The organism is Desertimonas flava (assembly GCF_003426815.1).
In the GTDB taxonomy this organism is placed as follows: Bacteria; Actinomycetota; Acidimicrobiia; order Acidimicrobiales; family Ilumatobacteraceae; genus Desertimonas; species Desertimonas flava.
Window position 1 is genome coordinate 14,802 of sequence record NZ_QKYK01000042.1, and the last position, 24,348, is coordinate 39,149.

The 24,348-nt window shown below is 71.0% G+C and carries 16 protein-coding genes; 13 read left to right on the forward strand and 3 right to left on the reverse strand.

Annotated elements, in window-relative coordinates:
• Positions 1-91 precede the first annotated feature (91 nt).
• From DN771_RS26845 to DN771_RS26860, 4 genes are read left to right on the forward strand one after another with little or no spacing between them, the layout of a single operon-like run.
• Positions 92-1,846 (forward strand): branched-chain amino acid ABC transporter ATP-binding protein/permease, encoded by a 1,755-nt coding sequence (locus DN771_RS26845; protein WP_117000651.1) that lies wholly within the window; start codon positions 92-94, stop codon positions 1,844-1,846.
• The gene (locus DN771_RS26850; RefSeq protein ID WP_205528794.1) at positions 1,836-2,543 is read left to right on the forward strand and encodes an ABC transporter ATP-binding protein; all 708 of its coding nucleotides are present in this window, start codon (positions 1,836-1,838) and stop codon (positions 2,541-2,543) included. Before DN771_RS26845 ends, DN771_RS26850 begins: the two co-directional genes overlap by 11 nt.
• 3 nt (positions 2,544-2,546) lie before the next feature.
• Complete coding sequence (locus DN771_RS26855; protein WP_117000652.1) at positions 2,547-3,542, forward strand: LLM class flavin-dependent oxidoreductase; 996 nt, start codon at positions 2,547-2,549, stop codon at positions 3,540-3,542.
• A gap of 15 nt (positions 3,543-3,557) precedes the next feature.
• Positions 3,558-5,147, forward strand: a complete 1,590-nt coding sequence (locus tag DN771_RS26860) for a long-chain-fatty-acid--CoA ligase (protein WP_117000653.1) — start codon at positions 3,558-3,560, stop codon at positions 5,145-5,147.
• Between the two features lie 20 nt (positions 5,148-5,167).
• Here DN771_RS26860 and DN771_RS26865 read toward each other — a convergent pair whose 3' ends face one another.
• Complete coding sequence (locus tag DN771_RS26865; protein WP_117000654.1) at positions 5,168-6,712, reverse strand: class I adenylate-forming enzyme family protein; 1,545 nt, start codon at positions 6,710-6,712, stop codon at positions 5,168-5,170.
• Positions 6,713-6,801: 89 nt separating this feature from the next.
• Here DN771_RS26865 and DN771_RS26870 point away from each other — a divergent pair, with 89 nt between their 5' ends.
• From DN771_RS26870 to DN771_RS26890, 5 genes are all read left to right on the forward strand, one after another.
• Positions 6,802-7,665, forward strand: a complete 864-nt coding sequence (locus DN771_RS26870) for an SDR family NAD(P)-dependent oxidoreductase (protein WP_117000655.1) — start codon at positions 6,802-6,804, stop codon at positions 7,663-7,665.
• Positions 7,666-7,761: 96 nt separating this feature from the next.
• Positions 7,762-8,688, forward strand: coding sequence for an SMP-30/gluconolactonase/LRE family protein (locus tag DN771_RS26875; RefSeq protein WP_117000656.1), 927 nt, complete (start codon positions 7,762-7,764; stop codon positions 8,686-8,688).
• Between the two features lie 622 nt (positions 8,689-9,310).
• The gene (locus DN771_RS26880) at positions 9,311-10,426 is read left to right on the forward strand and encodes a S1C family serine protease (RefSeq protein WP_162942460.1); all 1,116 of its coding nucleotides are present in this window, start codon (positions 9,311-9,313) and stop codon (positions 10,424-10,426) included.
• 74 nt (positions 10,427-10,500) lie between these two features.
• Positions 10,501-11,313, forward strand: a complete 813-nt coding sequence (locus DN771_RS26885; protein ID WP_162942461.1) for a metallophosphoesterase family protein — start codon at positions 10,501-10,503, stop codon at positions 11,311-11,313.
• Between the two features lie 10 nt (positions 11,314-11,323).
• On the forward strand, positions 11,324-11,878 hold the full coding sequence (locus DN771_RS26890) for a hypothetical protein (protein WP_117000659.1): 555 nt from the start codon (positions 11,324-11,326) through the stop codon (positions 11,876-11,878).
• A 65-nt stretch (positions 11,879-11,943) separates the two neighbouring features.
• Here the strand turns inward: DN771_RS26890 and DN771_RS26895 are convergent, their stop codons facing one another.
• Entirely contained in the window at positions 11,944-12,228 is a 285-nt protein-coding gene (locus DN771_RS26895; protein WP_117000669.1) for a TFIIB-type zinc ribbon-containing protein, read from the reverse strand.
• 64 nt (positions 12,229-12,292) lie between these two features.
• Between DN771_RS26895 and DN771_RS26900 the strand changes: the two genes are divergently transcribed.
• Together DN771_RS26900 and DN771_RS26905 are read left to right on the forward strand one after the other, a co-directional pair.
• Positions 12,293-15,193 (forward strand): helix-turn-helix transcriptional regulator, encoded by a 2,901-nt coding sequence (locus DN771_RS26900; RefSeq protein WP_162942462.1) that lies wholly within the window; start codon positions 12,293-12,295, stop codon positions 15,191-15,193.
• 24 nt (positions 15,194-15,217) lie between these two features.
• Positions 15,218-16,786: an SLC13 family permease gene (locus tag DN771_RS26905; RefSeq protein WP_117000661.1), complete on the forward strand. Its 1,569-nt coding sequence runs from the start codon at positions 15,218-15,220 to the stop codon at positions 16,784-16,786.
• A gap of 10 nt (positions 16,787-16,796) precedes the next feature.
• On the opposite strand, the gene DN771_RS26910 is transcribed toward DN771_RS26905, so the two are convergent.
• On the reverse strand, positions 16,797-17,588 hold the full coding sequence (locus DN771_RS26910; RefSeq protein ID WP_162942463.1) for a sigma-70 family RNA polymerase sigma factor: 792 nt from the start codon (positions 17,586-17,588) through the stop codon (positions 16,797-16,799).
• Positions 17,589-18,078: 490 nt separating this feature from the next.
• On the opposite strand from DN771_RS26910, the gene DN771_RS26915 reads away from it, so the two are divergent.
• Positions 18,079-20,604: a LuxR C-terminal-related transcriptional regulator gene (locus DN771_RS26915; protein ID WP_117000663.1), complete on the forward strand. Its 2,526-nt coding sequence runs from the start codon at positions 18,079-18,081 to the stop codon at positions 20,602-20,604.
• 120 nt (positions 20,605-20,724) lie between these two features.
• Positions 20,725-24,348, forward strand: a 3,624-nt coding sequence (locus DN771_RS26925; protein WP_227462495.1) for a DUF7933 domain-containing protein, incomplete at its 3' end; no start/stop codon positions are given.

Below are 24,348 nucleotides of genomic sequence, written 5' to 3' on the forward strand. Positions count from 1 at the left end.
GCGAGCGTCCTGGAGTTCGAGCGGTGAAGGCCGGCGGAGCGCTAGCGGAGCCGGCCGTTCACGCGGCCTGCGTGGCCGGAGAACGCAGCAGATGAGCATCTTCTCCAATTACGCCGATCAGGTGCTCATCTTCGGCATCCTGGCGATCTCGCTCAACCTGCTGCTCGGGTTCGCCGGCCAGGTGTCGGTGGCCCACGCAGCGTTCGCCGCGGTCGGCGGCTACTCGGTGGGATACCTCGCCTTGACCCACCACTGGAACCTGTTCTTCGGGGTGTTCGTGGGCACGCTCGTCGCCGGGCTGTTCGGGGTGGCGGTCGCCCTCCCCGCCCTGCGGCTGTCGGTCGAGTACCTCATTCTGTTGACGCTTGCCGTGTCGTCGGTGCTGCTCGGCCTGTTCCAGACGTTCCCGCAGCTGGGCGGCACCTACGGGCTGATCAACATCCCCAAGGCCTCGCTGTTCGGTTGGACGTTGGCGTCGCCGCGGGATTGGCTCCTGCCGCTGCTCGTGTTCCTCGTGCTGACGTTCGCGCTCTGCCACCGTCTCGGCGAGTCGCCGTTCGGTCGTGTGCTGCGGGGCCTCCGCGACGACCCCGAAGCGATGCGCTCGCTCGGCAAGAACGTCGTCGCCGCCAAGATCCTCGTGTTCGGCGTGACCTGCGCCCTCGCCGGTCTCGGAGGCGGTCTGCTGGCGTCGTTCAACTCGATCGCCACGCCCAGCCAGTTCGGCTTCGACGTGTCGCTGTCGATCTTCGCCATGGTGATCTTCGGTGGGCTGGGCAACCTCTACGGCTCGGTGCTCGGGGCAGCTACCGTCGTGCTCACCAAGCCGCTGCTCGAGTGGGCGGTGTCGCTCAGCCCGGAGACGGCCGGTCTCTGGCGCCTGACGATCTACGGCCTGCTGCTCGTCGTATTGATGCGGCTGCGGCCCGAAGGGCTGCTGCCCGAAGGCGTCAACCCGTTCCGCCCGGCCACGTGGCGACGGGCCAGCGCGATTCCCGGCGACGCCGCCACCGACAACCCGCCGGCACCGGTCCTTCGCGTCGCCGAGGAGAGCCCGGCCGGGGACACCTCGCGGTGGAAGTCGGCACCTGTCGTGCTCGACGTGAAGGGCCTGTCGAAGTCGTTCGGCGGCATCGTCGCGGCGTCGGAGCTCGACCTCGAGCTGCGCCGCGGGACCATCACCGCACTCGTCGGCCCGAACGGCGCCGGCAAGACCACGGTGTTCAACCTGCTGACGGGGTTCATCAGACCCGACGCCGGTTCGATCCGTCTCGAGGGCCGCGAGCTCGTCGGTCGCACGCCGAACGCGGTGGCCGGGTACGGCATGGTCCGATCGTGGCAGGACGTGCGCATCGTGCCCCGCCTCAGCTGTCGGGCCAACGTGATGCTGGGGGTGCAGCGCCAGCTGGGCGAGTCGGTGCCACGGCTGTTCACCTCGCCCGGCGCCGTTCGGGACGCCGAGGTCGCGACCCGCGAGGCGGCCGACAAGTGGCTCGAGTTCGTCGGGATGTCGGCCTTCGCCGACGTGCCCGGCGGCGCCCTGTCGTTCGGGCAGTCGAAGCTCGTCGCCCTCGCACGCGTCCTGGCGACCGAGGCGCCCGTCCTGCTCCTCGACGAACCGGCCTCGGGCATCGACACGGTCTGGGTCGACACGATGCTGTCGCTGATCGAGCAGGTGCGCGATCAGGGTCGCACGGTGTGCATCGTCGAGCACAACCTGCACGTGGTCGGCCGGCTCGCCGATCACACCTACTTCATGGAACTGGGAAGGATCACCGATCAGGGCACCCTCGATCACCTGACCGGCTCGCCGCGACTGGCGGAGGCGTACTTCGGTGTCGCCTGACCTCCTGCTCGATGTCCGGGACCTGCGTTGTGCCTACGGGCGCAAGGAGGTCGTGTTCGGCGTGTCGCTCGGCGTCGGCGAGGGCGAGGTCGTGTCGCTCTTCGGCCACAACGGCGCCGGCAAGACGACGGTGATCAAGAGCGTCATCGGTGCCCTGTCGCCGCGTGCCGGCTCGGTGTTCTACGACGGGCAGGACGTCACCGGCACCTCACCTCGCGTCAACGTGCGCCGGGGAATGGCGCTCATCCCGTCCGAGCGCTTCGTCTTCGCCGACCTCACGGTGACCGACAACCTGCTGCTCGGCGCGCCGGGGGTGAGCGCCGAAGAGCGCGATCGCCGGTTGCGCTCGGTGTACGAGCTCTTCCCCATCCTCGACGAGCGCGCCAAGCAGCTCGCCGGGACGATGTCGGGCGGTCAGCAGCGCATGGTCAGTCTCGGTCTCGCCCTGATGACCCAGCCGCGGCTGTTGCTGCTCGACGAGCCATCGCTGGGCCTGGCTCCTGCCGTCGTCGGCTCGATCTTCGACGCCATCCGCCGCCTGGCCGACCAGGGCCTGTCGGTGCTGCTGCTCGAACAGAACGTCGGGCAGGCCCTGCGCATCTCCGACCGCGTGTCGGTCATGCGTACCGGGCGGGTGATCCTCGAGGAGACGGCGGACGAGATGCGCCAGCGTGACTCGTACTGGGACCTGTTCTGAGCGATGCACGTCTCGTGTGCCTTCCCCACCACGATGTCGTCGCCCGACGACATCCGCGTCGCCGAAGAGATCGGCTACCACCGGGCGTGGTTGTACGACACGCCGCAGCAGAGCCCCGACGTTTGGATGTCGCTGGCGCTGGCCGCCGAGCGGACGTCGCGGATCGGACTCGGGCCCGGCGTCCTGATCCCCACGCTGCGTCATCCGATGACGAACGCCGCCGCGACGGCCGCACTCGAGGCGCTGGCGCCGGGACGGGTGGCCGTCTCGTTCGGCACCGGGTTCACCGGCCGCCGGGCGATGGGGTACGGGGCGATCTCGTGGCGCTTCATGGTCGACTACATCGAGGCGTTTCGCTCGCTGCTGCGCGGTGAGACGATCGAGTGGGATGGCGCGCGGATGCGCATGCTCCATCCAGAGGGCAGCGGTGCCGCCCGCCCGGTCGATGTGCCGGTGCTGATCGGGGCGATCGGTCCCAAGGGACAGGACATCGCTCGGCGCCTCGGCGACGGGTTGTACGTGACGACGACGACCGGCGGGCTGGAGCCCGGCCAGTTCGACTGGGTCGCCTATCTCTACTGGGGGACGGTGCTCGGCGACGGCGAGGACGTCACCTCGTCGCCGCGGGTGCAGGCCGCCGCCGGACCGGGTGGAGCGCTGGCCTACCACGCCACCTACGAGCTGTCCGGCCCGGACGCCGTGGCCGCCATCCCCGGTGGGCCCGAGTGGCTGGCCTCGATCGGCGAGCACGACGAGGCGGAGCGGCACCTCGCCGTGCACACCGGTCACTGCATCGAACTGAACGAGGCCGACCGTGTGGCGTGGGCCGTCACCGGTGGTGCGCTGCTGCCCAGCACCACGGTGACCGGTTCGCCGACCGAGGTGCGGCGCAAGATCGACGACCTCGGCGCCGCCGGTGTCACCGAGGTCGTCTACCAACCGAGCGGCCCGGACATCCGCCGCGAGCTCGAAACCATGTACGCCGCCTGCACGGCCTGAGAAGGAGGACCGACGATGACGTCACTCGACAGCGCACGGAGCCTGGCCCACGGAGAACAGCTGGCCCGCATCGCCCGCAAGACGCCCGACAAGATCGCCTACAAGTTCGAGCATTCGACACTGACGTTCGCCGAGCTCGACGCGCGCGTGAACCGCTTGGCCAACGCACTCGCGGCGAGAGGCATCGGTCGCGGCGACCGCGTCGCCACGCTGATGACGAACCGCCTCGAGGTGATCGAGGCCTACCTCGCGGCGGCCAAGCTCGGGGCGATCTGCGTGCCGGTGAACTTCCGCCTCGTCGCCGACGAGATCGTCTACATCCTCGGCGACTGCGGGGCCGGCGTGCTGATCGTCGACGACGGGCTCGCCGAGACGGCCGGCGCCGCCCTGGCATCGGTCCCGAGCGTTCGGCACTGCCTCGTCACCGGCGACGGCCCGGCCGGCGACGCCGGCGAACGCGGCGAGCGCTACGAGGACGCCCTGGCCGCCGCCGGCGCCGAAGCGCCCGACGTGATCGTCAGCCTCGACGAGCGGGCCTTCATCATGTACACGTCGGGAACGACGGGCCGGCCCAAGGGCGCTGTGCTGTCGCACGGCAACCTCCTGTTCAACACCTACAACATGATGCTGACGATGGGCATCGGCGACAACGAGGTCTGGCTGTCGGGCCTGCCGCTGTTCCACATCGGCGGACTCAACGGCATCCTGCCGTACCTCCTCACGGGGGGGACGGTCGTCCTCCTGCCGTCAGGCCAGTTCGACGCCGCCAGCACGGTCGAGATCCTCGAGCGCGAGGGCGTCACCGGCTGCTACTTCGTGCCGACGCAGTGGCAGCAGATCTGCGCCGTGCCCGGCATCGCCGATCGCAAGTTGCAGCTGCGGCGCATCTCGTGGGGCGCGTCGGTGGCGCCGCCGTCGGTGCTCCAGGCGATGGCCGACACGTTCCCGGGCGTCCCCAACTTCAATGCCTTCGGCCAGACCGAGATGAGCTCGGTCACGTGCGTGCTGCGCGGCGAGGACGCCGTGCGCAAGATGGGGTCGGTCGGCACGCCGGTCGTCAACGTCGAGGTGCGCATCGTCGACGACGACATGAACGACGTCGGCGTCGACGAGATCGGTGAGATCGTCTACCGCGGCCCGACCGTGCTCCAGGAGTACTGGAACAAGCCCGAGGCCACCGCCGAGGCGTTCGCCGGCGGCTGGTTCCACTCCGGCGACCTGGTTCGGCGCGATGCCGAGGGCTACATCTACGTCGTCGACCGCAAGAAGGACATGATCATCTCGGGCGGCGAGAACATCTACTGCGCCGAGGTCGAGGCCGTGATCGACGCCCACCCCGGCGTGCTCGAGGTGGCGATCATCGGCGTCCCGCACGAGAAGTGGGTGGAGACGCCCGTCGCCGTCGTCACGCCGAGCGACCCGGCGTCACCGCCGAGCGAGGACGAGATCATCGCGTGGTGCAAGGACCGCCTGGCGTCGTACAAGAAGCCCACGGCGGTGCGGCTCATCGATGCCCTGCCGCGCAACGCGAGCGGCAAGGTGCTCAAGACCGTGCTCCGTGAGCAATACGCCGCGCCGACGGTCCCGGAGAACGCGTCGGCGTGACGATCGCCCCTTCGACGATGTCAGCGGAGCGGGTCGCCCCACTCCGTGTGCTCCCGCAGCACCGGCTTGAGGACCTTGCCGTTGGGGTTGCGGGGGAGCGGCTCGTCGCGGAACGCCACGTACTGGGGCACCTTGAAGTCGGCGAGCAGGGTGCGGGCGAACCGGGCCACCTCGGCCGCATCCGGCGCCGCTCCGGGCGTGGGCACGATCACCGCGCCGACCTTCTCGCCCATCATCGAGTCGGGGACGCCGACCACGGCGACCTCGAAGACATCCGGGTGCTGGGCGAGGGCGTTCTCGACCTCGACGCAGTACACGTTCTCGCCGCCGCGGTTCACCATGTCCTTCTTGCGGTCGACGATCTGCACGTACCCGTCGGCGTCGATGCGAGCCAGGTCGCCCGTGTGCAGCCAGTGGTCGACGAACGTCTCGGCCGACTGCTCGGGCTTGTTCCAGTAGCCCGCCACGACGTTCTGGCCACGGATCAACAGCTCACCGACGCCGTCGGACTCCTCGAACAGGTCGAGCTCGATGACCGGGGCGGCGAAGCCCACGGTCTCGGGGCGGACGTCGCAGTACTCGTGGGGCAGGAACGTCGACACGGACGAGGTCTCGGTGAGGCCGAAGCCGTTGCCGAGACGGGCGTTGGGGAACTCGGAGCGCAGCTTGGCGATCACGTCGGGCGGCATCGGTGCCCCGCCGTAGGTGAGCCAACGCACGCTCGACACGTCGGTCTCGGCGAACGCCGGCTGGCTCATCGCCAGCCAGAAGATGGCCGGGACGGACGTGAGCACGTCGATGCGCTCCTCCTCGATCGCCCGCAGGAAGCGCTGGACCTCGAACGCCGGCATGATGACCGTCGTCCCGCCGAACCACACCGTGATCAGCAGCTGGCTGTTGAGGCCGGTGACGTGGAACAGCGGAACCGACACCAGGTTGCGGATGGCGATCTGGCGGGGGAAGTGCATGATGCGCCGGCACGTCTCGCAGTTCGCCATGAAGTTCTCGTGGCTGAGCATCGCCCCCTTGGGCCGGCCCGTCGTCCCGCTCGTGTAGCAGATGGCGGCGAGGTCGGTCGGCTCGCTCGACGCCCGGTCGACCGGGTCGCCGCTCGGCAGCGACTCGCCGGGCCGGAACACGTAGCTGGCGCCGGAGTCCTCGAGGATGTAGTCGATCTCCGGCTCGGCCAGGCGGGTGTTGACGGGCACGACGACGGCGCCGGCCAGCACGGCGCCGAAGAACGCCACCACCCACTCGGCTCCGTTGGGCAGGATGATCGCGACCCGGTCGCCGGGCTCGATCCCGGCCGCGGCGAGACCGCCGGCGACGGCGCCCGCTTCGGCGTGCAGCTCCCCGTACGTGAGGCGCCGGCCATCCAGCTCGACGATCGCCTCGGCGTCAGGATTCGCCGTCGCTGTCGCCAGGAACATGGCGCCGATCGTCGGCGGCAGGTCGTCGTAGCGGAGGACCCCGTCGGCCCCGCGGGTGACGCCCGATTCGTCGAACGGACGCACCGCGCCGACGCGCCCTTCCTTCTGCACCTTCTGGTCAGTCGAACCTTCCATCGATCCCCCCGAGTGATGTTGACGTGGACGTCATGTTGCCCGAACTCTACTGGCGGGATCGCCGGCCAGCCCCTGTGAGAGGACGAGAAATGACCACTGATCCCGACCGCCTCCTCCGGCTCGACGGCCGCGTCGCCCTGGTGACGGGCGCGTCGTACGGGCTCGGCGTGCTGTTCGCCGACGTGCTCGCTCGTGCCGGTGCCGATGTCGCCGTGATGGCCCGCAGCGCGGACAAGCTCGCCGACACGCGCAAGCTCGTCGAGGCCCACGGCCGGCGGTGCGTCGCCGTCGAAGGCGACGTCACCAGCTACGCCGACTGCGAGGCTGCGGCGGCCGCGTGCGTGAACGAGCTGGGCACCATCGACGTGCTCGTCAACAACGCCGGATGGGCCGACGACCGGCTGATGCGCACCGAGCACGTCGACCCCGAGTCCTTCGCCCGCATGGTGCAGGTCGACCTCGTCGGGTTGTTCTACATGACCCGCGCTGCCGCACCGACGATGCTGGCCGCCGGCCGCGGCTCGATCATCAACCTCTCGTCGATCTTCGGCATGGCCGGCTCGGAGAACCGCACCGCCGGCTACTTCGCCGCCAAGGGCGGCGTGAACCAGCTGACTCGCCAGCTGGCCTGCGAGTGGGGCGATCGCAACGTGCGGGTCAACGCCCTCGCCCCCAACTTCTTCATCTCCGAGATGACGCGCACGCTCCTCGAGGACTCCGGCATGGCGACGTGGATGCGCAGCCGAACGCCGATGCGGCGTCTCGGCGAGCTCGACGAACTGGTCGGCCCGCTGCTGTTCCTCGCCAGCGACGCCTCGAGCTTCGTGACCGGCCACGTGCTCACCGTCGACGGCGGCTGGAGCGCCAGCGGAGGCTACGCCCAGTTGCCCCAGCCGTGGGACGAGTGGAACGGCGAGGCCGGCACCCCGATCGGCCCGGTCACCGTGCCGTGAGGCTAGACCACTAGCCCGACCAGTTCACAGCCGTCCCCGGACAGCTCTCCCGATCAACCCGACCACCACACCAGCAATCACTCAGGAGTCACCAACATGACCGAGTTCAACGAGATGGCCAACGGCCTCAGCTTCCCCGAGGGCCCGATCGCCATGGACGACGGTTCCGTGATCGTCGTCGAGATGTTCGGGCCCCGCCTCACGCGCGTCCAGCCCGACGGGACCAAGGAGACGATCGCCGAGATCCCCGGCGGCCCCAACGGCGCGGCGATGGGCCCCAACGGTCTGGTGTACCTGGCCAACAACGGCGGCCGCTTCACCGAGCAGGACCTCGACGGCCTCGTCTTCCCCGGGCCCACCACGCCGGAGAAGTACATCGGCGGCCGCATCCAGACCGTCGACATCTCGACCGGCGCCGTGACCGACCTCTACACCGAGTGCAACGGCAACCCGCTGATCGCTCCGAACGACCTCGTCTTCGACGCCCACGGCGGCTTCTACTTCACCGACCACGGCAACGCCGCGTCGGAGCGGACGATGCACTACTCGGGCATCTACTACGCCAAGAACGACGGATCGGAGATCCGCGAGATCCTCTTCCCGGTGCACGAGCCCAACGGCATCGGCCTGTCGCCCGACGGCACGGTGCTGTACTGGGCCGAGACCTGGATGGGTCGCGTCAACCGCCGCCGCATCCTCGGGCCCGGAGTACTCGAGGAGACCGGTCTCGTCGACACGTGGCCGTGCCTGTACGGGTTCCCCGGCTTCCAGCTGCTCGACTCGCTCGGCGTCGACGCCGAGGGCAACGTCTGCGTCGCCACGCTCGTCAACGGCGGGATCACCGTGATCTCGCCCGATGGCGAGCTCGTCGAGTTCATCGAGACCGGCGACCTGTTGACGACGAACATCACGTTCGGTGGTCCCGACCTCAAGACGGCGTACGTGACGCTGTCGACCACGGGCCGGCTGATCTCGTTCGATTACCCCCGCGGCGGCCTCGCCCTGGAACACTTGAACAAGTAGTCGTCCTCGGCGAGCGTCGTCGCTTCGCTCCTCGCTCGCCTGCGGCGAGTTAGGTCGAGCTCGCTTCGCTCGCACGAAGAGCCGAAAGAGGCGGCGGCGGAGCAAGCTCCGCTCGTCGCCGCATCGGGGGGCTACCGCCCCCCGAACCCCCCGACGGAGGTTGTACCGCGGCCCTCTCGCCGACCGGTCTTCAGTCCGCGTCTTCGGTGTTGCTGCGTCGACCGGCGGCCGACCGGTCTTCAGTCCGCGCCTTCGGTGTTGCTGCGTCGACCGGCGGCCGACCGGTCTTCAGTCCGCGCCTTCGGTGTTGCTGCGCCGTGTTGCCGGCGCGGGCTGGAGACTGGGGGGTGGCTCGGGGGAAGCCGAGAGTTCGCTGAGACTTCGGGCGGTCGCGGGTACTTGGGGCGGTCGCGGGAGTAGACCGGACGACGTGAGTTCGTTGCCGCCACCGACGCCGCCGACGAGGCACCCGAACAGTCGGCCTCCCGTCTCCCCGCCCCGCTCCTCCGAATCGTTCTCGGTCCCCCCGCCGCCGACCCCGCGCGTCTCTCCTCCCCATCCGCGCGGGTCGGCGGACCGGCCCGGCCGACGGCGCCGGCTGGCAATCGCCGGCGCCGCGGCCGTGGCGCTGGTCGCCGGCGGCACCGGCATCGTCGTCGGCACGACGATCGGCAACGAGGACGGTGCGGCCGTCACGTCCACGGTCGCCCCGACCTCGGTTGCCGCGTCCGAGCTCCAGCCGACATCGTACGAAGCAGCGGCCACCGGCCAGACTCCCGCCGCTGGCGATGTGTCGGCCGCTGCCCCGGCCGACGTCCACGGCGACCTGCCCGTGTACGACGTGCTGCAGACGATCGCGCCCAGCGTCGTCACCATCAGCGCCATCGTCACCAGCCAGCTCGGCACCGGCGAGTCGGTCGGAACCGGTGTGGTGGTCGCGTCGGACGGCCAGATCCTCACCAACGCCCATGTGGTCAACGGCGCAAGCGAGGTGCGCGTCCGCTTCGCCGGCGACACCGAACCGACTGCGGCGAGGGTCGTCGCCGCCGACACGGCCAACGACCTGGCCCTGCTCGAGGTCGACACCGACACCAAGCTCACGGCGGCGACGTTCGCCGACCCCGACGAGATCCGCGTCGGCGACCAGGTGATGGCGATCGGCTACGCCCTCGACCTCGACGGAGACCCCACGGTCACCACCGGCATCGTGTCGGCGCAGAACCGCACGATGCCTGCCGACGACGGCAGTGACGGCTACCTCGACGGGCTGATCCAGACCGACGCGGCGATCTCGTCGGGCAACTCCGGCGGGCCGCTCGTCAACGCCCTCGGCCAGGTGGTCGGCATCAACACGGCGGTCATCACGGGCGACGGCCAGTTCGCCGCCACCAACGTCGGCTTCGCCATCGGCTCGGCCGAGGTCCAGCGGGTCCTCGCCGAGCTCCAGAGTGGCGAAGATCGCCGGGAGGGGCTGATCGGGATCTCCACCGTCGAACGCACCGACGGGGGTCAGGGTGCGGTCGTCGCCGAGGTGTCGCCGGGCGGGCCGGCGGAGGCCGCCGGCATCCGGGTCGGCGACATCGTCGTCGGCGTGGACGGCGCGGCGGTCACCGGCGCCGCAGGCCTCGTGGCCGCCATCCGGGACCACGCTCCCGGTGATGAGGTACCGCTCGTCATCGTGCGCGACGGCGAGGAGCTGACGGTCGCCGCCACGCTCGCCGAACGCATCAGCAACTGAGCCGTCGGGAGATCAGCTCCGAATTGAGCAAATCCGCGATGGCGGCTGGTGCGGCCGTACGCAAGGATGCTCCGGTGGCCGTGACCCGCGTCGTCCAGCTGTCCGACACTCACATCTCGGCGATGGAAGCCGTCCCCGCTTCGCTGCAGGTGTTGATCGACTGGATCGTCGCCGGGCCGCCCGACCTCGTCGTGGTGTCGGGCGACATCGTCCGCGAGGATCCCGACGACGCGGACGACCGCGAACGGGCCCGCCAGGTACTCGCCGGACTGCCCTGCCCCGTGGCCGTGATCCCGGGCAACCACGACATCGGCTTCTACGACGAGCCCGAGCTCTTCACACGGAGGCGTGACGCCTTCCTCACCACGTGGGGGGCGGACCGGTTCGAGATTCGTGTGCCGGGCTGGCAGTTGGTCGGGCTCGATGCCTACGCGCTCGGGGACCCCGAGCACGACGTGTGGGCCGCCGGCGCGCTCGACGACCGCAACAGCGTCGGCGTGTTCGTCCACCAGCCGGCCGACGGCGACCCGGACGACGGCTGGCAGATGTTCCCGGCCCCGCGCCAGCACCTGACCGGGCTGCTCGCCGCTTCGGCGACGCTCCGGTTCGTCGCGACGGGTCATCGCCATTGCGCGGCCGTCGACGAGCGGCCGTTGCCCGGTGGTGATCCCGAGGTCGCGCGCATCTGGGCGCCGTCCACGACGTTCGTCGGGCAGGAGCCGTACCTCGGCGGCGATCCGTCTCCTGGCGCCGTCGAGTACCTCCTGGCGCACGACGGCACGTTCACCTGGCGCTTCGTGACGTCCGCCTCCCGCACGGTCGACGTCGGAGGAGACGCTCCCTTGCCGGGACGGAGTCCCGAGGCGGCCGATTCGTTTCGGTCGTAGCGTTGACGGGATGTTCCGACGACGCCGGTCCACGCCGCGTGACTCGCGACGCCCCGATCTCTCGACGCTGCCCCCGGCGCTGCAGCTGCCCGTCGTCAACGCTGCTCGCGCCCGCGATCAGTTCACCGCACTCGTGGCGTCCATGCCGGACGGGCCGCTGAAGGAGAGAGTGCTGGCCATGACCGGTCGCGTCGACGCGGGTGTCGACGCAGTGTGGAGAACGGCGACGAATGCAGCGGCGCTCGAACGGCAGGTCGCCATGCTCGACGCCGAGCGGGCAACGTCCGATCTCAAGAAGGTGCGGCGCGATGGTGCGCCGCCCGATGTCGTCGAGGCGATGACCCAGCGTTTCGCCACCATGCAGCGCATGCTCAACGCCGTCGAGGAGATGTACGAACGTCTCCCGGCGATCGAAGCGCGCCTGGAAGCCGCGGTCGCTCGAACGGCCGAGCTGGCACTCACCGCGCCCTCGGCTCTGGCCGAGATCGGGGCACTAGAGGACGCCATGGACTCCGTCCGAATCGAGCTGGACGCCCTCGGCGACGCCGTGACCGAGCTCGGTTGAGAGCGGACGCTCGGGCGACGTCGGTCGGGGATCGTCGAGGCCGCCGGAGGTCGGGATCGAAGCCGTCAGTCGAAGTCGAAGAGGTCCTCGAGGAAGCTGCGGCGCTTGCGTCGACGTCCATCACGAGGCCCGTCGTCGTACGAACGATCGGGGCGGACTTCGGGTCGGTCGGCCTGAGGATGGCGCGTCTCGCCCGGGGCGACCCCACTGACGGTCGTTGCGGCCCGATCGATGATCTTGTCGAGCTCGCCGCGGTCGAGCCAGACGCCGCGGCACTGCGGGCAGAAGTCGATCTCGACGCCCTCACGGGAGGACACCGACAACGGAGAGTCATCGATTGGGCACTTCATCGCGGCAGCGTATCGGCGAGCAACTCCAGGGGCCGGGGCCCTTGCACCATCTACGCTGGCCGCCGTGGGTCTGGGTCCGGCGTCCGCGTCCGAAGCGCTGCTCGAGCGTGATGCCGAGCAGGACGCACTCTTCTCCGTGCTCGACACCGCGGCCAAGGGAGCGGGAGGCACCATCGCGGTGGTGGGACCGGCCGGTATCGGCAAGACCCGTCTCCTCGACGCCGCCCGCCGGCACGCGACCGTCGACGGGCACACCGTGGCCTCGGCGCGAGGCGGGAGCCTCGAGATTGATCTCGCCTACGGCGGTGTGCGCCAGCTGCTGGAGCCGCTCGTGCGCGCGGCCGAGTCCCCGGACCGGCTCCTGGTCGGAGCGGCCGGACCGGCGGCAGCCGTGGTGTCCGGCACCCCCGGCCTCGACGATGCCGACGCCGGGCCCGGAGCCGTGCTCCATGGGCTCTACTGGCTCACCGTCGCCCTTGCCGAACGGCAACCGCTCGTGCTGCTGTGCGACGACGTCCATTGGTTCGACGCCGCGTCGCTGCGCTTCCTCGCCTACCTCGCTCACCGCGTCGGCGAGCTGCCTGTCGCCATCGTGATCGGCTCGCGGCCCGCCGAGCCGGGGCCCTCCGGCGAGTTGCTGCAGCGTCTGCTCGACTATCCGGGCATCGTCCGCCTCCGCCCACAGCCGCTCAGCCGTGATGCGGTCGGCGACCTCGTCCGTCGATCGCTCCCCGGTCGGCCCACCGAGTCGTTCTGCGCCGCTGTCGCCGAGGTGAGCCGGGGCAATCCGTTCCTCGTCGGCGAGCTCGTCCGGGCCGCCGGCGACGACCTCCCCAGTGGTGACGGACAGCCCATCGTCTCGGTCTCCGCTGATCGCCTCGCTGCCGTCGACATCGACGACACCGTGCTCGCCCGCATCGGGAGGTTGTCGCCCGCAGCCGTCGAGGTGGCCACGGCCGTGGCCGTGCTCGGGAGCGACGCCCACCTCCGTCACGTCGCCGCGCTGGCCGCCATGACCATCGACGAGGCGGGCCTGGTGGCCGACGAACTGCTCCGCGCCGACATCCTCGGATCCGGCCGGCCCTTGGAGTTCGTCCATCCGCTCGTCGCATCCGCGGTCGCCGGTCGGCTTCTCCCCGGGGAGCGCTCGGCCCGGCACCGTCGGGCCCTCGCCGTGCTGCAGTCCGAGGACGTGCCGCCCGATCGGTTGGCGCCCCACCTGATGGCGATGGAGCCGGGCGCCGATCCTCAGGTGGTGGACACCCTGCTCACGTCGGCGAGCACGGCGCTGCGGACCGGCGCGACGGAGCAGGCGATCGCCCAGCTCCAGCGGGCCCTCGCGGAACCGCCGCCGGCGGCACGGCGTCTCGAGATCGTGCTGCGGCTCGGTGTCGCCGAGTCACTGGTGAACGATCCGGCGGCGATCGATCATCTCGGTGAGGCGATCGAGCAGATCGACGACGTCGGGTTCCGGCTCACGCTGGCGATGGCCCGAGCGACGACGATGACGATGGCCGGCCGGTGGGCCGACGGCATGGCGGTGCTCCACGAGTTCGACGGTGTGGTCGACGGTGACGAGATCCTGTCGGCTCGCCGGCGGGCGGGGCTCGCCATCGCCAGCACGGTTGGCCGCATTCCCGCCGCCGAGCTCGACCGGCTACTCGGCGCGCTCATCGAGGCCGTCCCCGCCGGTAGCCACCTCGCCGCGTCGGCCCCGGCCGAAGTGCTCGCCGCACGCGCCTACGCCGGGGGCATCCGCGGTGAACAGGCCGATCTCGTCGCCGGGTTCGCACAGCGAGCCCTCGACGCGATCGATCATCGCGATCCGTCGGTTCCGCTGTGGTTCCACCTCGCCGCGGCGGCGCTCACGATGGCCGATCGCGACGAGGCCGCCGCTGCGGCCATCGAGCAGCGGCTCACCGCGGCGCGCCGCGAGGGGGCGCCGACGCAGGTGAGCGTGATGTTGTTCCAGCGCAGCGTCATCGCCTTCCGAACGGGAGAGCTCGATGACGCCGAGGCCGACGCACGCGCCGCCCTCGAACTGTGCGCGGACTATCGGCTCGACTTCCTCGTCACGGCGCCACTGTCGGTTCTCGTCGACGTCCTGCGGGAGCGCGACGAGCTGGCCACGGCCGACGAGGTGCTCGCCGCCCACGGCTACGACGTCGCCGTCCGGCGAGACGGGACCGGTGACGATCGCTTCAGCCCCGAGTCGACGTGCCAGTTCGACCTCCTGTTCCTGTTCGCGCGGGGCCGGCTGCGCGGCGCGCAACAGCGCTGGGACGAGGCGATGGCCGACCTCGATCTGGGGTGGGAGCTGGCCCAGCGCTCGGGGTGCGTCGGCCCGGGGTTCGTCGCGTGGCAGGCGAACCGGGCGCACGGCCGCGTGCTGGCGGGCGAGCCGGGCGACGCGGCACGCTTCAGCGTGGAGGCCCGCGACGCCTCAGTCGCCTTCGGAGGGCCGCGTGCCCTGGCCGAGGCGGAACGGTCGATGGTGATGGCGGGCGCGGCGACGGGGGACGAAGCGTCCCGCCTGCTCGCCGATGCGATGGAGACGTTCCGCCGCCTCCGCGCCCCGCTCGAAGAAGCCCGCACCGCGGCGACGATCGCCTACGCGGTCGGCGTGGCGGGAACCGCCCAGGAGATCGAGGCGCTGGGCCGGGCCTTGTGGCTCGCCGAAAAGAGCGGGGCCGTGCGCCTCGCGGCGCTGTTCCGGAGCCGGCAGAAGCTCCTCGGGGCCGGACGGACCCGCTACCGGCCGGTGAACGGCGTCGCCTCCCTGACGGCCAGCGAGTACCGCGTCGCCGTGTTGGCCGCCAGCGGCAAGACCAACAAGGAAGTGGCCCAGGAGCTCTACGTGACGGTCAAGACCGTCGAGACGCACCTTGCCCGGTCGTTCCAGAAGCTCGGCGTGACCGGCCGCTCCGAGTTGGCCGGCGCCCTGGTGGAGCCGGGCGCCGCCTGACACGGCAGGGCATGCGGGGCACCGATGAGCGACTCGACGACCACGTTCGTCATCCTCGGCGCCACCGTCGTGGTGTTCATGGTGAACCGCGTGCCGGTCGTCGTCGTCTCCGTCGGCTCCGCGCTGTTGCTCTGGGCGACCGACGTCATCTCGCTCGACGAGGCGACGGCCGGGTTCGGCGATCCGACGGTGCTGTTCATCGCCGCTCTGTTCGTCGTCTGCGAGGCTCTCGACTCGACCGGTGTGACGGCATGGGTCGGTCAGCAGCTGCTCGACCGGGCGGGAACCGGGCGATCCCGGGTGCTGGTCGTGACGATGATCGGCTGCGCCCTGGCCACGGCGCTGATCACCGCCAACGCTGCTGTCGCCGTGCTCGTGCCGATCGTCGTGATGATCGCCGCCCGCGTCGGCCAGCAGCCGTCCCAGATGCTGGTGCCGCTGGCGTTCGCCGCCCATGCCGGGTCGCTGCTCGCGCTGACGGGGCGGCCGGCGAACGTGATCGTGTCCGACGCCGCCGAGGACGCCGGAGCGGGGAGCTTCGGCTTCTTCGAGTTCGCTGCCGTCGGGTTCCCCCTGCTGCTCGGGACCGTCGCGATCTGTGTCGTGCTCGGCCGGCAGCTCCTGCCCGCCCGCCCGGACACCGCTGCCGCGCCGACCGACGTCGGCGAGCTCGACATGACGCTGCGGCGCCACTACCGGATCGACGGTGCCGACGCCACCCCGCTGTTCGATCGCACGTACGGGGCCGCCGAGTTCGTCGTCGCCCCGCGGTCGTCCCTGATCGGCGTGCGCACCGAGGCGGGCCGGCCGAACCCGAGCGGCGAGCTGGAGATCATCGCCATCGTGCGGGGGGCCCACCCCCGACACGGGCCGACCCGGCTCGAGGCGGGCGATACCCTGCTCGTTCGCGGGACGTGGAAGGCACTGTCGTGGCACGCCGGCGACAGCGACGTGCGGGTGGTCGACTCGCCCGACCTCGTGCGCCGCCAGGCGGTGCCCCTCGGAGTCGGTGCCGTCGAGGCCATCGCCGTGCTCACCGCGATGGTGGTGGTGCTCGCAACCGACCTCGCGCCCCCTGCCGTCGCCGCCCTCGCAGCAGCTGGGCTCGTCGTGCTCCTCGGTGTGGTGCCGGTCGAGCGGGCGTTCGCGTCGATCAACTGGACGACCGTCGTTCTCGTGGCGGGCATGATCCCGCTGGCCGGGGCGATCGGGACGAGCGGAGCGGGCGAGGTGCTCGCCGGCCGCATCGTCGACCTCGTCGGTGGGGCGGGGCCACACGTGCTGCTGATCGTCCTGTTCGTCGTCGCCGCCGGCCTCGGGCAGTTCATCAGCAACACGGCCACCACATTGCTCGTCATTCCCATCGCTCTCGCCGCCGCGGCCGAGCTCGACGTCGCCGTGGCGCCGGTGCTGATGAGCATCAACGTCGCCACGGCCGCTGCCTTGCTCACGCCGATCGCCACGCCGGCGAACCTGATGGTGATGGAACCGGGTGGGTACCGCTTCCACGACTACTGGAAGCTCGGAGTGGTGGTGATGGCCTGGTATTTCGTCGTCGCCACGCTGCTCGTCCCCGTGATCTGGAGATTGTGACGTCCGACCGTCAGGCGATCTCCCGCTCGCCCGAACGGTGGGACGTGCGGCTCGGCCGGAACAGCTCGGCAACCGGCGCGCCGGCGAACCGTGACGACGGGGCGAACTCCGTGTGGAGGTACCCCTGGGCGTCGCGACACGACGGGCACCCGTCGGTGTGGCGATCCAGCGAGCTCTGCTGCGGCCTCGACAGCTCCGTGACCACCCGACGGGCGACCAGGTCGAGCGCCTCGTGGCACTGCGGGCTCGCGGTCGGTGGCAGGTGTGACCGGACGAACGCCACGCGCAACGCCTCCCGGGCCCGCATGGCCATCGAGGCCACGGCGGCGGGACTGATCCCGAAGCTCGTCGAGAGCTGCCCGTAGTCGGCGCCGGCCACCGCGGTGGCCCACAACAGCTGCTGCCAGCGGGCGGGGAGCGACGTGAGCGCGTCGACCGCGATCGACGGGGTCAGGTCGTCGTCGGGCCCGGGGACCGAGTGGTCCTGCTGTGTCTCGTCGATCGGTGCGGTCGGATGTGAGCGTGTCGTGGCATTCACGGTGACCGAGCGGACGACCGTGAACAGGTAGGGACGGAACCCATGTCGCGGGCCCAAGCCCCGGCTGATGGCGTCGAGCGTCTTGCGCACCGCCTCGGCGAGCACGTCGTCTGCCAGGTCGGGCCGGCGGTGACGGCGGCAGAGCGACTCGGCGTAACGGAGCGCGTCGGCGCGGTGCCGGCGGTAGAGCTCGGCGAAGGCGTCGGGGTCGCCGGCGCGTGTCCACGCGAGCAGGGTGTCGTCATGGGCGCGCTGTCGTCGCACTCGGATGCGTCGTGGTTCGCGAGCGGGTCGCGGTGTCGGGGGGTGGTGCATGGTCACCGTTCACCTCGTTCGTCGGGGGACGGAGGTGGGAAGCCGTGCCCTCACCCGCAGGTGACGCCGTTGGAGCGGGCCGGAGATCGCCAGTCCGCTCCGGGTTGCGGTCACGGTCCGCAACGGCCACCCCGTTGGCGAGCGGCTCGCGCGCCAGAGCGGTCGCGTCGTCCCTGCATCGAAGCGGTGCGCTCGAGTGTGGCTTTAGGACCGCCGCGCAGACGGGACGTGGTGACCGCGAGGGGGTGGGCGCGCGGCGACGAGAAAACCACCCTCTCGGTTCGGTCGGTCCCACCCTGGTGGCAGTCCACTAGGGTCAGTCAGTCGCGGTGGTGCGACGAGTCGTCGGGAACGGCGTCGTGGGCATGTGGGCCGCAGTGCCCGGAACAGAGGAGATCGCTTGGTCGGTGAGCGCGTGGGTGGAACGCGAGGATTTCGGGTGCCGCCTCCGCCGCGGCATCCGGTCGTACGGTCTCGACTCGTCGAGCGGCTCGACAGCGTCGTCTCGACACGGCTGCTGACCCTGACCGGTCCGGCGGGATCGGGGAAGACCGCAGTCGCCGGCCAGTGGTGCCGTGACCGCGCCGCCGTGCCCGTGGCGTGGGTGACGGCGACGGGCTCGGACGTCGGCCATCTCGCGGACCGCGTCGCCGACGCGATCGGCAACATCGGCGCCGCCGCTGAGCGGACGTCGCCGCCGGATGATCGCGTCGCACTCGATCGGCTGCGCGCAGTCGCCGCGGACACACGCCAATGCGTCGTCGTGGTCGACCTGGGGCCACACGTCCCGTCCGAACGGGAGATCATCGACGTGTTCTCAACCCTCGAGGACACTCCGGCGTGCGGGGTCCACATCCTGGGGATCGGGCGCGCACCGCTCAGCCGGGAACTGGCCGCGATGTGGCTGGACGGCAGGGTCGAACACATTGGCGCCGACGATCTCGTGCTCGACATCGGCGAGGTCGCGGACGTCGTCGGTGCGTACGCGGGTGTCGAGCTCGCCACGGACGTCGCCGCCGACCTCACGACGCGTCTCGACGGCTGGATGGCCGGCGCTGTGTTCGTCGGGCTGGCCCGGTTCCCCCGCCCCGCCGACGCCCAGACGATGGTCGCCGCGGCATGGGACGCCATCGAGTCCTATCTGCTGGGCCAGGTCGTCAACCATCTGCCCGAGGATCTCCGCGCGTTCCTCGTCGAGACGGCGTGTGTGAGCGAGATCACCGCCGAGCTCGCCGACACGATCACCGGGCGCCACGACGGTCGGCAGCTGTTGCGCTCGGCGCGTGCCGCCGGCCTCCCGGTCGTCCACGATCGCCCCGCCCTGCGCCTCATCGCGCCGCTCCGTACGGTGCTCGACGACATCGCGGCGATCATCGAGCCCGCCGAGCGGGTGAAGCGGCTCCAGCTCGCCGTCGAGTGGTACCGGGCGCGTGAGATGGCGGTGGAGGTCGCCGAGTGCTACCTGCGCCTGGGCGACTGGGAGAGCGTCATCGACTCGGTGCTGGTCAACGTCAAGTCGATCATCGAGCATCAGCAGTTCGACCGCGTGGCGGCGATCGCATCGCGAGCGCCGGCCAATCTGATCGCCGGGAAGAACTACCGGCCGATCTCGTTGGCCGCCCTGCTGCTGTGGGACGGGCGCATCGCCGCCATGCACGACCTCCTTCACGCCTACCAAGGATCGCTGTCGCCCGTCTGGAAGGCGATGGCCGACCTCCTACGGTCGGGCGCGACGAGCTGGGCAGGCGACCAGGGCCCGCCGATCGCCGCCGCCGGCCGAGCGCTCGAGACGTTCGAGACGCTCCTCGACGAGGATCCGCAGCGACCGGTCCGGGACGGGATCGACGTCATCGCCATGGCCGTGCTCGCCCGGGCGTCGCTCCTGCTCGCCCGGGCGTACAACGGGGATTGGCGAAGCGGCCGTGACCAGCTCGTCGATCTCCCCGCCGAGATCGACAGGCGCCTGCTCCAGGTGCATCAACTGCGCGTCCGGGGTGCGAGGGCGACGTTCCTCGCCTTTGCCGGCGAAGCCGACGGCGCCGTCGCCGAGGCTCGGACCGCGTGGGCGGCCGCCGCCCAGATCGGGCGCACGCGGCACCAGATGATGGGAGACGCCTGCTGGGCGCTCGCCGAAGGACTGCGCCTCCGGGCGGAGTTCGACGAGGCGGACACACCGCTCGCTCTGGCGCGCGACCTGGCGATGGGCAACGGGCGGCGCAACCTGATCGCGGCCGCAGTGTCCACCCGAGCCCATCTGCTCCTGGACCTCCATCGCGTCGACGAGGCGTCAGCGGTGCTGGCGAGCCACGTCGTGGCCGATCATCGCCTCCCGGTGACGGTCGCCGGCCATCTCGCCGCGGCCAAGGCGCGCGTCGCGTTGGCCGCGTCGGCGCCGCGCCGCGCGCTCGATGCGCTGGCGGACGTCACGCCGACGTCGATGACCGCGGCCGTCGCCGTTGCTGCGCAGCTGATGCTGGGTGAGCTCGGCGCCGCTCGGCAGATCGTCGCGGACTGGCCGATCGAGGACATCGTGGCCTCACATGTCCGCCGCGCGTTGAGTGCGGCCGCCGTGGACGAGGCCGCGGCGTCGCCGCGGGCCGCACGCACTCGGTTGCTCGACGCGATGGCGTTGGCCGCCCCGCGCCGGCTCGTGCAGCCGTTCGCCGAATCCGCCCACCTCGTCAGACGCCTCGTGCGACCCACCGACGCGCGCGACGAGCGAATGCGAGCGTTCGTCGACGCCGTCTTCGTGCGGATCGGGGTCGCCGCGCCGCAGACCGATGCGCTGTCGACCCGCGAGATCGAGGTCCTCGCGCTGCTGGAGCGCGGCCTGTCGGTCCCGGCGATCGCCAAGCAGCTGTTCCTGTCGCCGAACACCGTGAAGTTCCACGTCAAGGCCATCTACCGCAAGCTCGGGGTGGGCTCTCGGGACGAGGCCGTCAGGGTGTGGGGCGGGACGGCCTAGCCGCGGCGACGAAAAACCCGCCGCCCGCCGACATTCGGCCGACAGCCGTCGGGTTGTACCGGTCGAAGAAGGCCAGGCGACCGCCGCGCTGGCCGTGGGCATCAAAGGGTTGGCAAGCAGATGAAGGCTCTGTGGAAGAAGCGCGCCCCGGCGCGCCGTCGCTCCGTCGTGGCAGCCGGCTTGGCCGTCAGCGCCGTGCTGTCGGTACTCGTCATCGAACCGGTCAGCGTGTCGGCGACACCACCGCCGGACGCACCGGCGCCGCCCGACACGCCACCGCCCGATACGCCACCGCCGGACACGGCAGCGCCGCCGACGGTCACGACGGCGCCGCCCGACACCACGCCGGAGCCGACCGAACCGTCCACCACCGTCGCCGCGCCCACGACGCTGGCGCCGGAGCCGACGACGACGCCGGCGCCGAGCACGGTGCCCTCGTCGGAGCCCGAGGCGCCGACCGACACCACGCTTCCCGAGGACACGGTTCCCGAGGACACCACGCCGGCGGAGTCCACCACCACCACCAGCGTGCCCGACGGTCCGCAGCCGATCACCGTCGGGCCGAGCCCGTTCGCGGTCGGGGCCGACGTCGTGTCGGGCCTGCCCGGGACTCCCCAGCCGCCGAACGTCGTGTGGCACGAGGACTTCGAAGCGCCCCAAGGCACGTCGCCCATCTCCGTTGCCGACTATGCGGGCGCGGACGGGACCCGCTACGCCGCGTCGGGCGCCGATCCGGCGACCTGTGCCGGCCTGGTGCTCGGCTTCGGCGACGCCGCGCCGTCGGACGCCTGCGACTGGTCGGGCTTCCAGACGCTCACGGACGCGCTCGGTCAGTGGGGCGGATCGGCGGCCCCGCAGACGAACCACGCCGTCACGTCACTCGGCGGCATCGCCACCGAGTCGGTGATCCCCGTCGTCCCCGGTCACGTGTACACCATCGCCGTCGACACCGCGTTCGCCGGGTGTTCGGTGGCCCAGCCCAAGGTCGAGCTGCGCGTCGGCGGTACCGCGGTGTCCGCGGCGCCGATCGATCTGTGCGCGGCCCCCGATCTGGTGGCAGGCGACGTGGTGATGCGAACCGCGGTCGGTGACGCCCCCGTGCTCATGACCGACGACTCGACGTCGGTCAGCGTCGGCATCGTCGACGCCGCGGGCGCGATCGGCGCCCTGGACAACGTCCGCCTCATCGACGTGACCCCGCAGCTCGACACCGAGCTCGAGGTCGCCGAGGTGGTCGATATTCCCGAGGAGCAGACCGAGTCGGGTGCGACTGCCGAAGCCGATACCGAGGCGGATGGCGCGGTCGGCACGACCGCCGAGCTCACCTTCACGGTGACCAACACACTCGAGCTGGCGGCCAAGCCCGCCTTCTCGTTCACCACCAACCTGCCCGACGGTCTGGTTATCGCCGACGACCCGGCAGTGGCCGGTGACTGCGCCGGCGCCGACGTGGTCGCCGAGCCCGGATCGTCGACGATCGAGCTCGCCGGCGAGCTCCAGGACGGCGTCGCCTCGTGCGAGGTGACGCTGGCCGTCGCCTCGGTCGACGCCGGCGCCTATGCCCTCGGCGCCGACGACCTCGACGACCTCGTCGGCGTCCGCCCTCCCGCAGGCGCGGCCGCCGCGGACGACATGGTGATTGCCGCCGCGGCCGACATCGGCATCTTCGCCGTGCCGGCATGGGAGTGCTCGGCAGACTCACCGGCCCTCCTGTTCCAGGGCGGGCAGATCTACCGGATCAATCTCGCCGGCGAAGAGTTCCCGATCACGCCGACCACCATGCGGGTGAACGCGGTGGGCCTCAACATCATCGACGGCGCGGTCTACGGATGGTCACCACCGAACGACCAGGTCGCCCGCGTCGGTGTCGACGGGAGCGGCGAGCTCCTCGGGGTGCCGGCCGGCATGACGGCGGCCGACATCGCCGACGGATTCGTGATCGGCGACGTCGACGACAACGGTCATCTCTGGTTGCTGTCCGGCGACGACCGGTGGTACCAGATCGATGCGATCACCAACACGCTGCTCGCCAGCGGTACTGCGCCATTGGGAGACGAGTACACGAGCGGAGCGGACTGGGTGTATCTCCCGGGGACGAACGCGCTGTGGCGCGTCGTGTCCAACGGCGGTGCGTCGTGGCTCACCAGCTTCGATCGAACGTCTCACACCTGGACGACGCCGACGTTCCTCGGCGACCTCGGTGGACCCGGGAGCAACAACAACACGGGGGCCGTGTTCGCCGACCCGAACGGGTTCATCTACGCCTCCTACAACAACACCGGCGAGATCTGGCGGATTCACGTGGCGAGCTCGACGGCGGCCCGGTTCGCCTACGGTCCCTCCTCCACCGGTAACGACGGCGCTCGTTGTCCGTCGCCCGTGTTCACCGATTTCGGTGACGCCCCGGCGCCGTACCCGACGACGCTCGCCGCCGACGGCCCCCGTCACGGCATCCCCGGCTACGACCCGGCGTCGGGAACCGCCTCGCTGATGCTCGGGTCTCGCATCGACTCCGAAGCCGACGGGATCCCGACGGCCGCCGCCGACGGCGACGACACCTCCCAGGTCGACGACGAGGACGGGCCGGCCGCGGCGATCTCCGGACTGCCCGGCCAGCCGATCACGACACGGGTGACGGTGACCAACAACAGCGGGGGCAACGCCACGGTGGCGGCGTGGCTCGACCGCGACGGCAACGGCGCCTTCGACGACGGTCCCCCGACGACGATCGTCGTGGGGCCGGGCACGTTCCCGTACGACATCACCTTGCCGTCGGTCACCGCTGCGTCCGGGCAGACCTACGCTCGGTTCCGGGCGTTCCCGGCCAACACCCCTGCGGAGCGGATCGCTCCTGTCGGGCTGGCGGCCGGCGGTGAGGTCGAGGACCACCAGGTGCGTATCGCGTCGACGACGTTCGACAAGCAGCTCGACGACGTCGTCGCCAACGGCGACGGCACGTACGACGTCGTGTACCGGCTCACCGTCTCTCAGACGGGCGCCGCCGACACCTACACCCTGACCGACACGTTCACGTTCGGCGCCGGGGCGACGGTCTCCGGGCCCCCAGTGGTCTCGGCTCCCGGCGTGACGCTCAACCCGGGGTTCAACGGCACGACCGACACGACGATCGCGTCCGACGTGCCGATCGCCGGCGGCGCCACGCACCAATACCTGGTTACGGCCACGGTGCGCCTCGACCCGGCCACCATGACGTTCCAGAGTTCCGACTGCACCATGCAGGACGGCGAGTCGGGGACCGGGCTGCGCAACGAGGCGACGATCACGTCGACGGGCGGGCGGCTCTCGGATGCGGCCTGCGAGGCGATGCCGGGGTCGCCGACGGTCGCCAAGTCGGTGACGTCGGGTCCGACGGCTGTCGGTGGCGGCGTGTACGAGGTGGTGTACACGCTCGCCGTGTCCAACGCCTCGTCCACCGCCGGGACCTACGACCTGGCCGACACGTTGCGGTTCGGTTCGCCGGTGACGGTGACCAGTGCGACGGTGGCGGCGGTGACCGGTGGAATCACGCCGAACCCAGCGTGGAACGGCCGCACGACGACGGGGATCGTGACGAACCAGGCGATCGCCCCCGGGTCGGCGGCGGGGCCGGCGGTGCACACGTACCGGGTGACGGTGCGGTTCACCGTGAACGCCGATGCGGTGACGTTCGCCAACTCCGACTGCAGCCTGACCACCGGTGAGACGGGGACGGGTCTGTTGAACTCGTCGAGCGTCGGGGTCAAC

Coding starts and splice junctions, on each gene's coding strand:
- DN771_RS26870 (WP_117000655.1), top strand. CDS start 6,802: ATGACCACTGATCCCGACCGCCTCCTCCGGCTCGACGGCCGCGTCGCC.
- DN771_RS26875 (WP_117000656.1), top strand. CDS start 7,762: ATGACCGAGTTCAACGAGATGGCCAACGGCCTCAGCTTCCCCGAGGGC.
- DN771_RS26895 (WP_117000669.1), bottom strand. CDS start 12,228: ATGAAGTGCCCAATCGATGACTCTCCGTTGTCGGTGTCCTCCCGTGAG.
- DN771_RS26855 (WP_117000652.1), top strand. CDS start 2,547: ATGCACGTCTCGTGTGCCTTCCCCACCACGATGTCGTCGCCCGACGAC.
- DN771_RS26845 (WP_117000651.1), top strand. CDS start 92: ATGAGCATCTTCTCCAATTACGCCGATCAGGTGCTCATCTTCGGCATC.
- DN771_RS26890 (WP_117000659.1), top strand. CDS start 11,324: ATGTTCCGACGACGCCGGTCCACGCCGCGTGACTCGCGACGCCCCGAT.
- DN771_RS26860 (WP_117000653.1), top strand. CDS start 3,558: ATGACGTCACTCGACAGCGCACGGAGCCTGGCCCACGGAGAACAGCTG.
- DN771_RS26865 (WP_117000654.1), bottom strand. CDS start 6,712: ATGGAAGGTTCGACTGACCAGAAGGTGCAGAAGGAAGGGCGCGTCGGC.
- DN771_RS26905 (WP_117000661.1), top strand. CDS start 15,218: ATGAGCGACTCGACGACCACGTTCGTCATCCTCGGCGCCACCGTCGTG.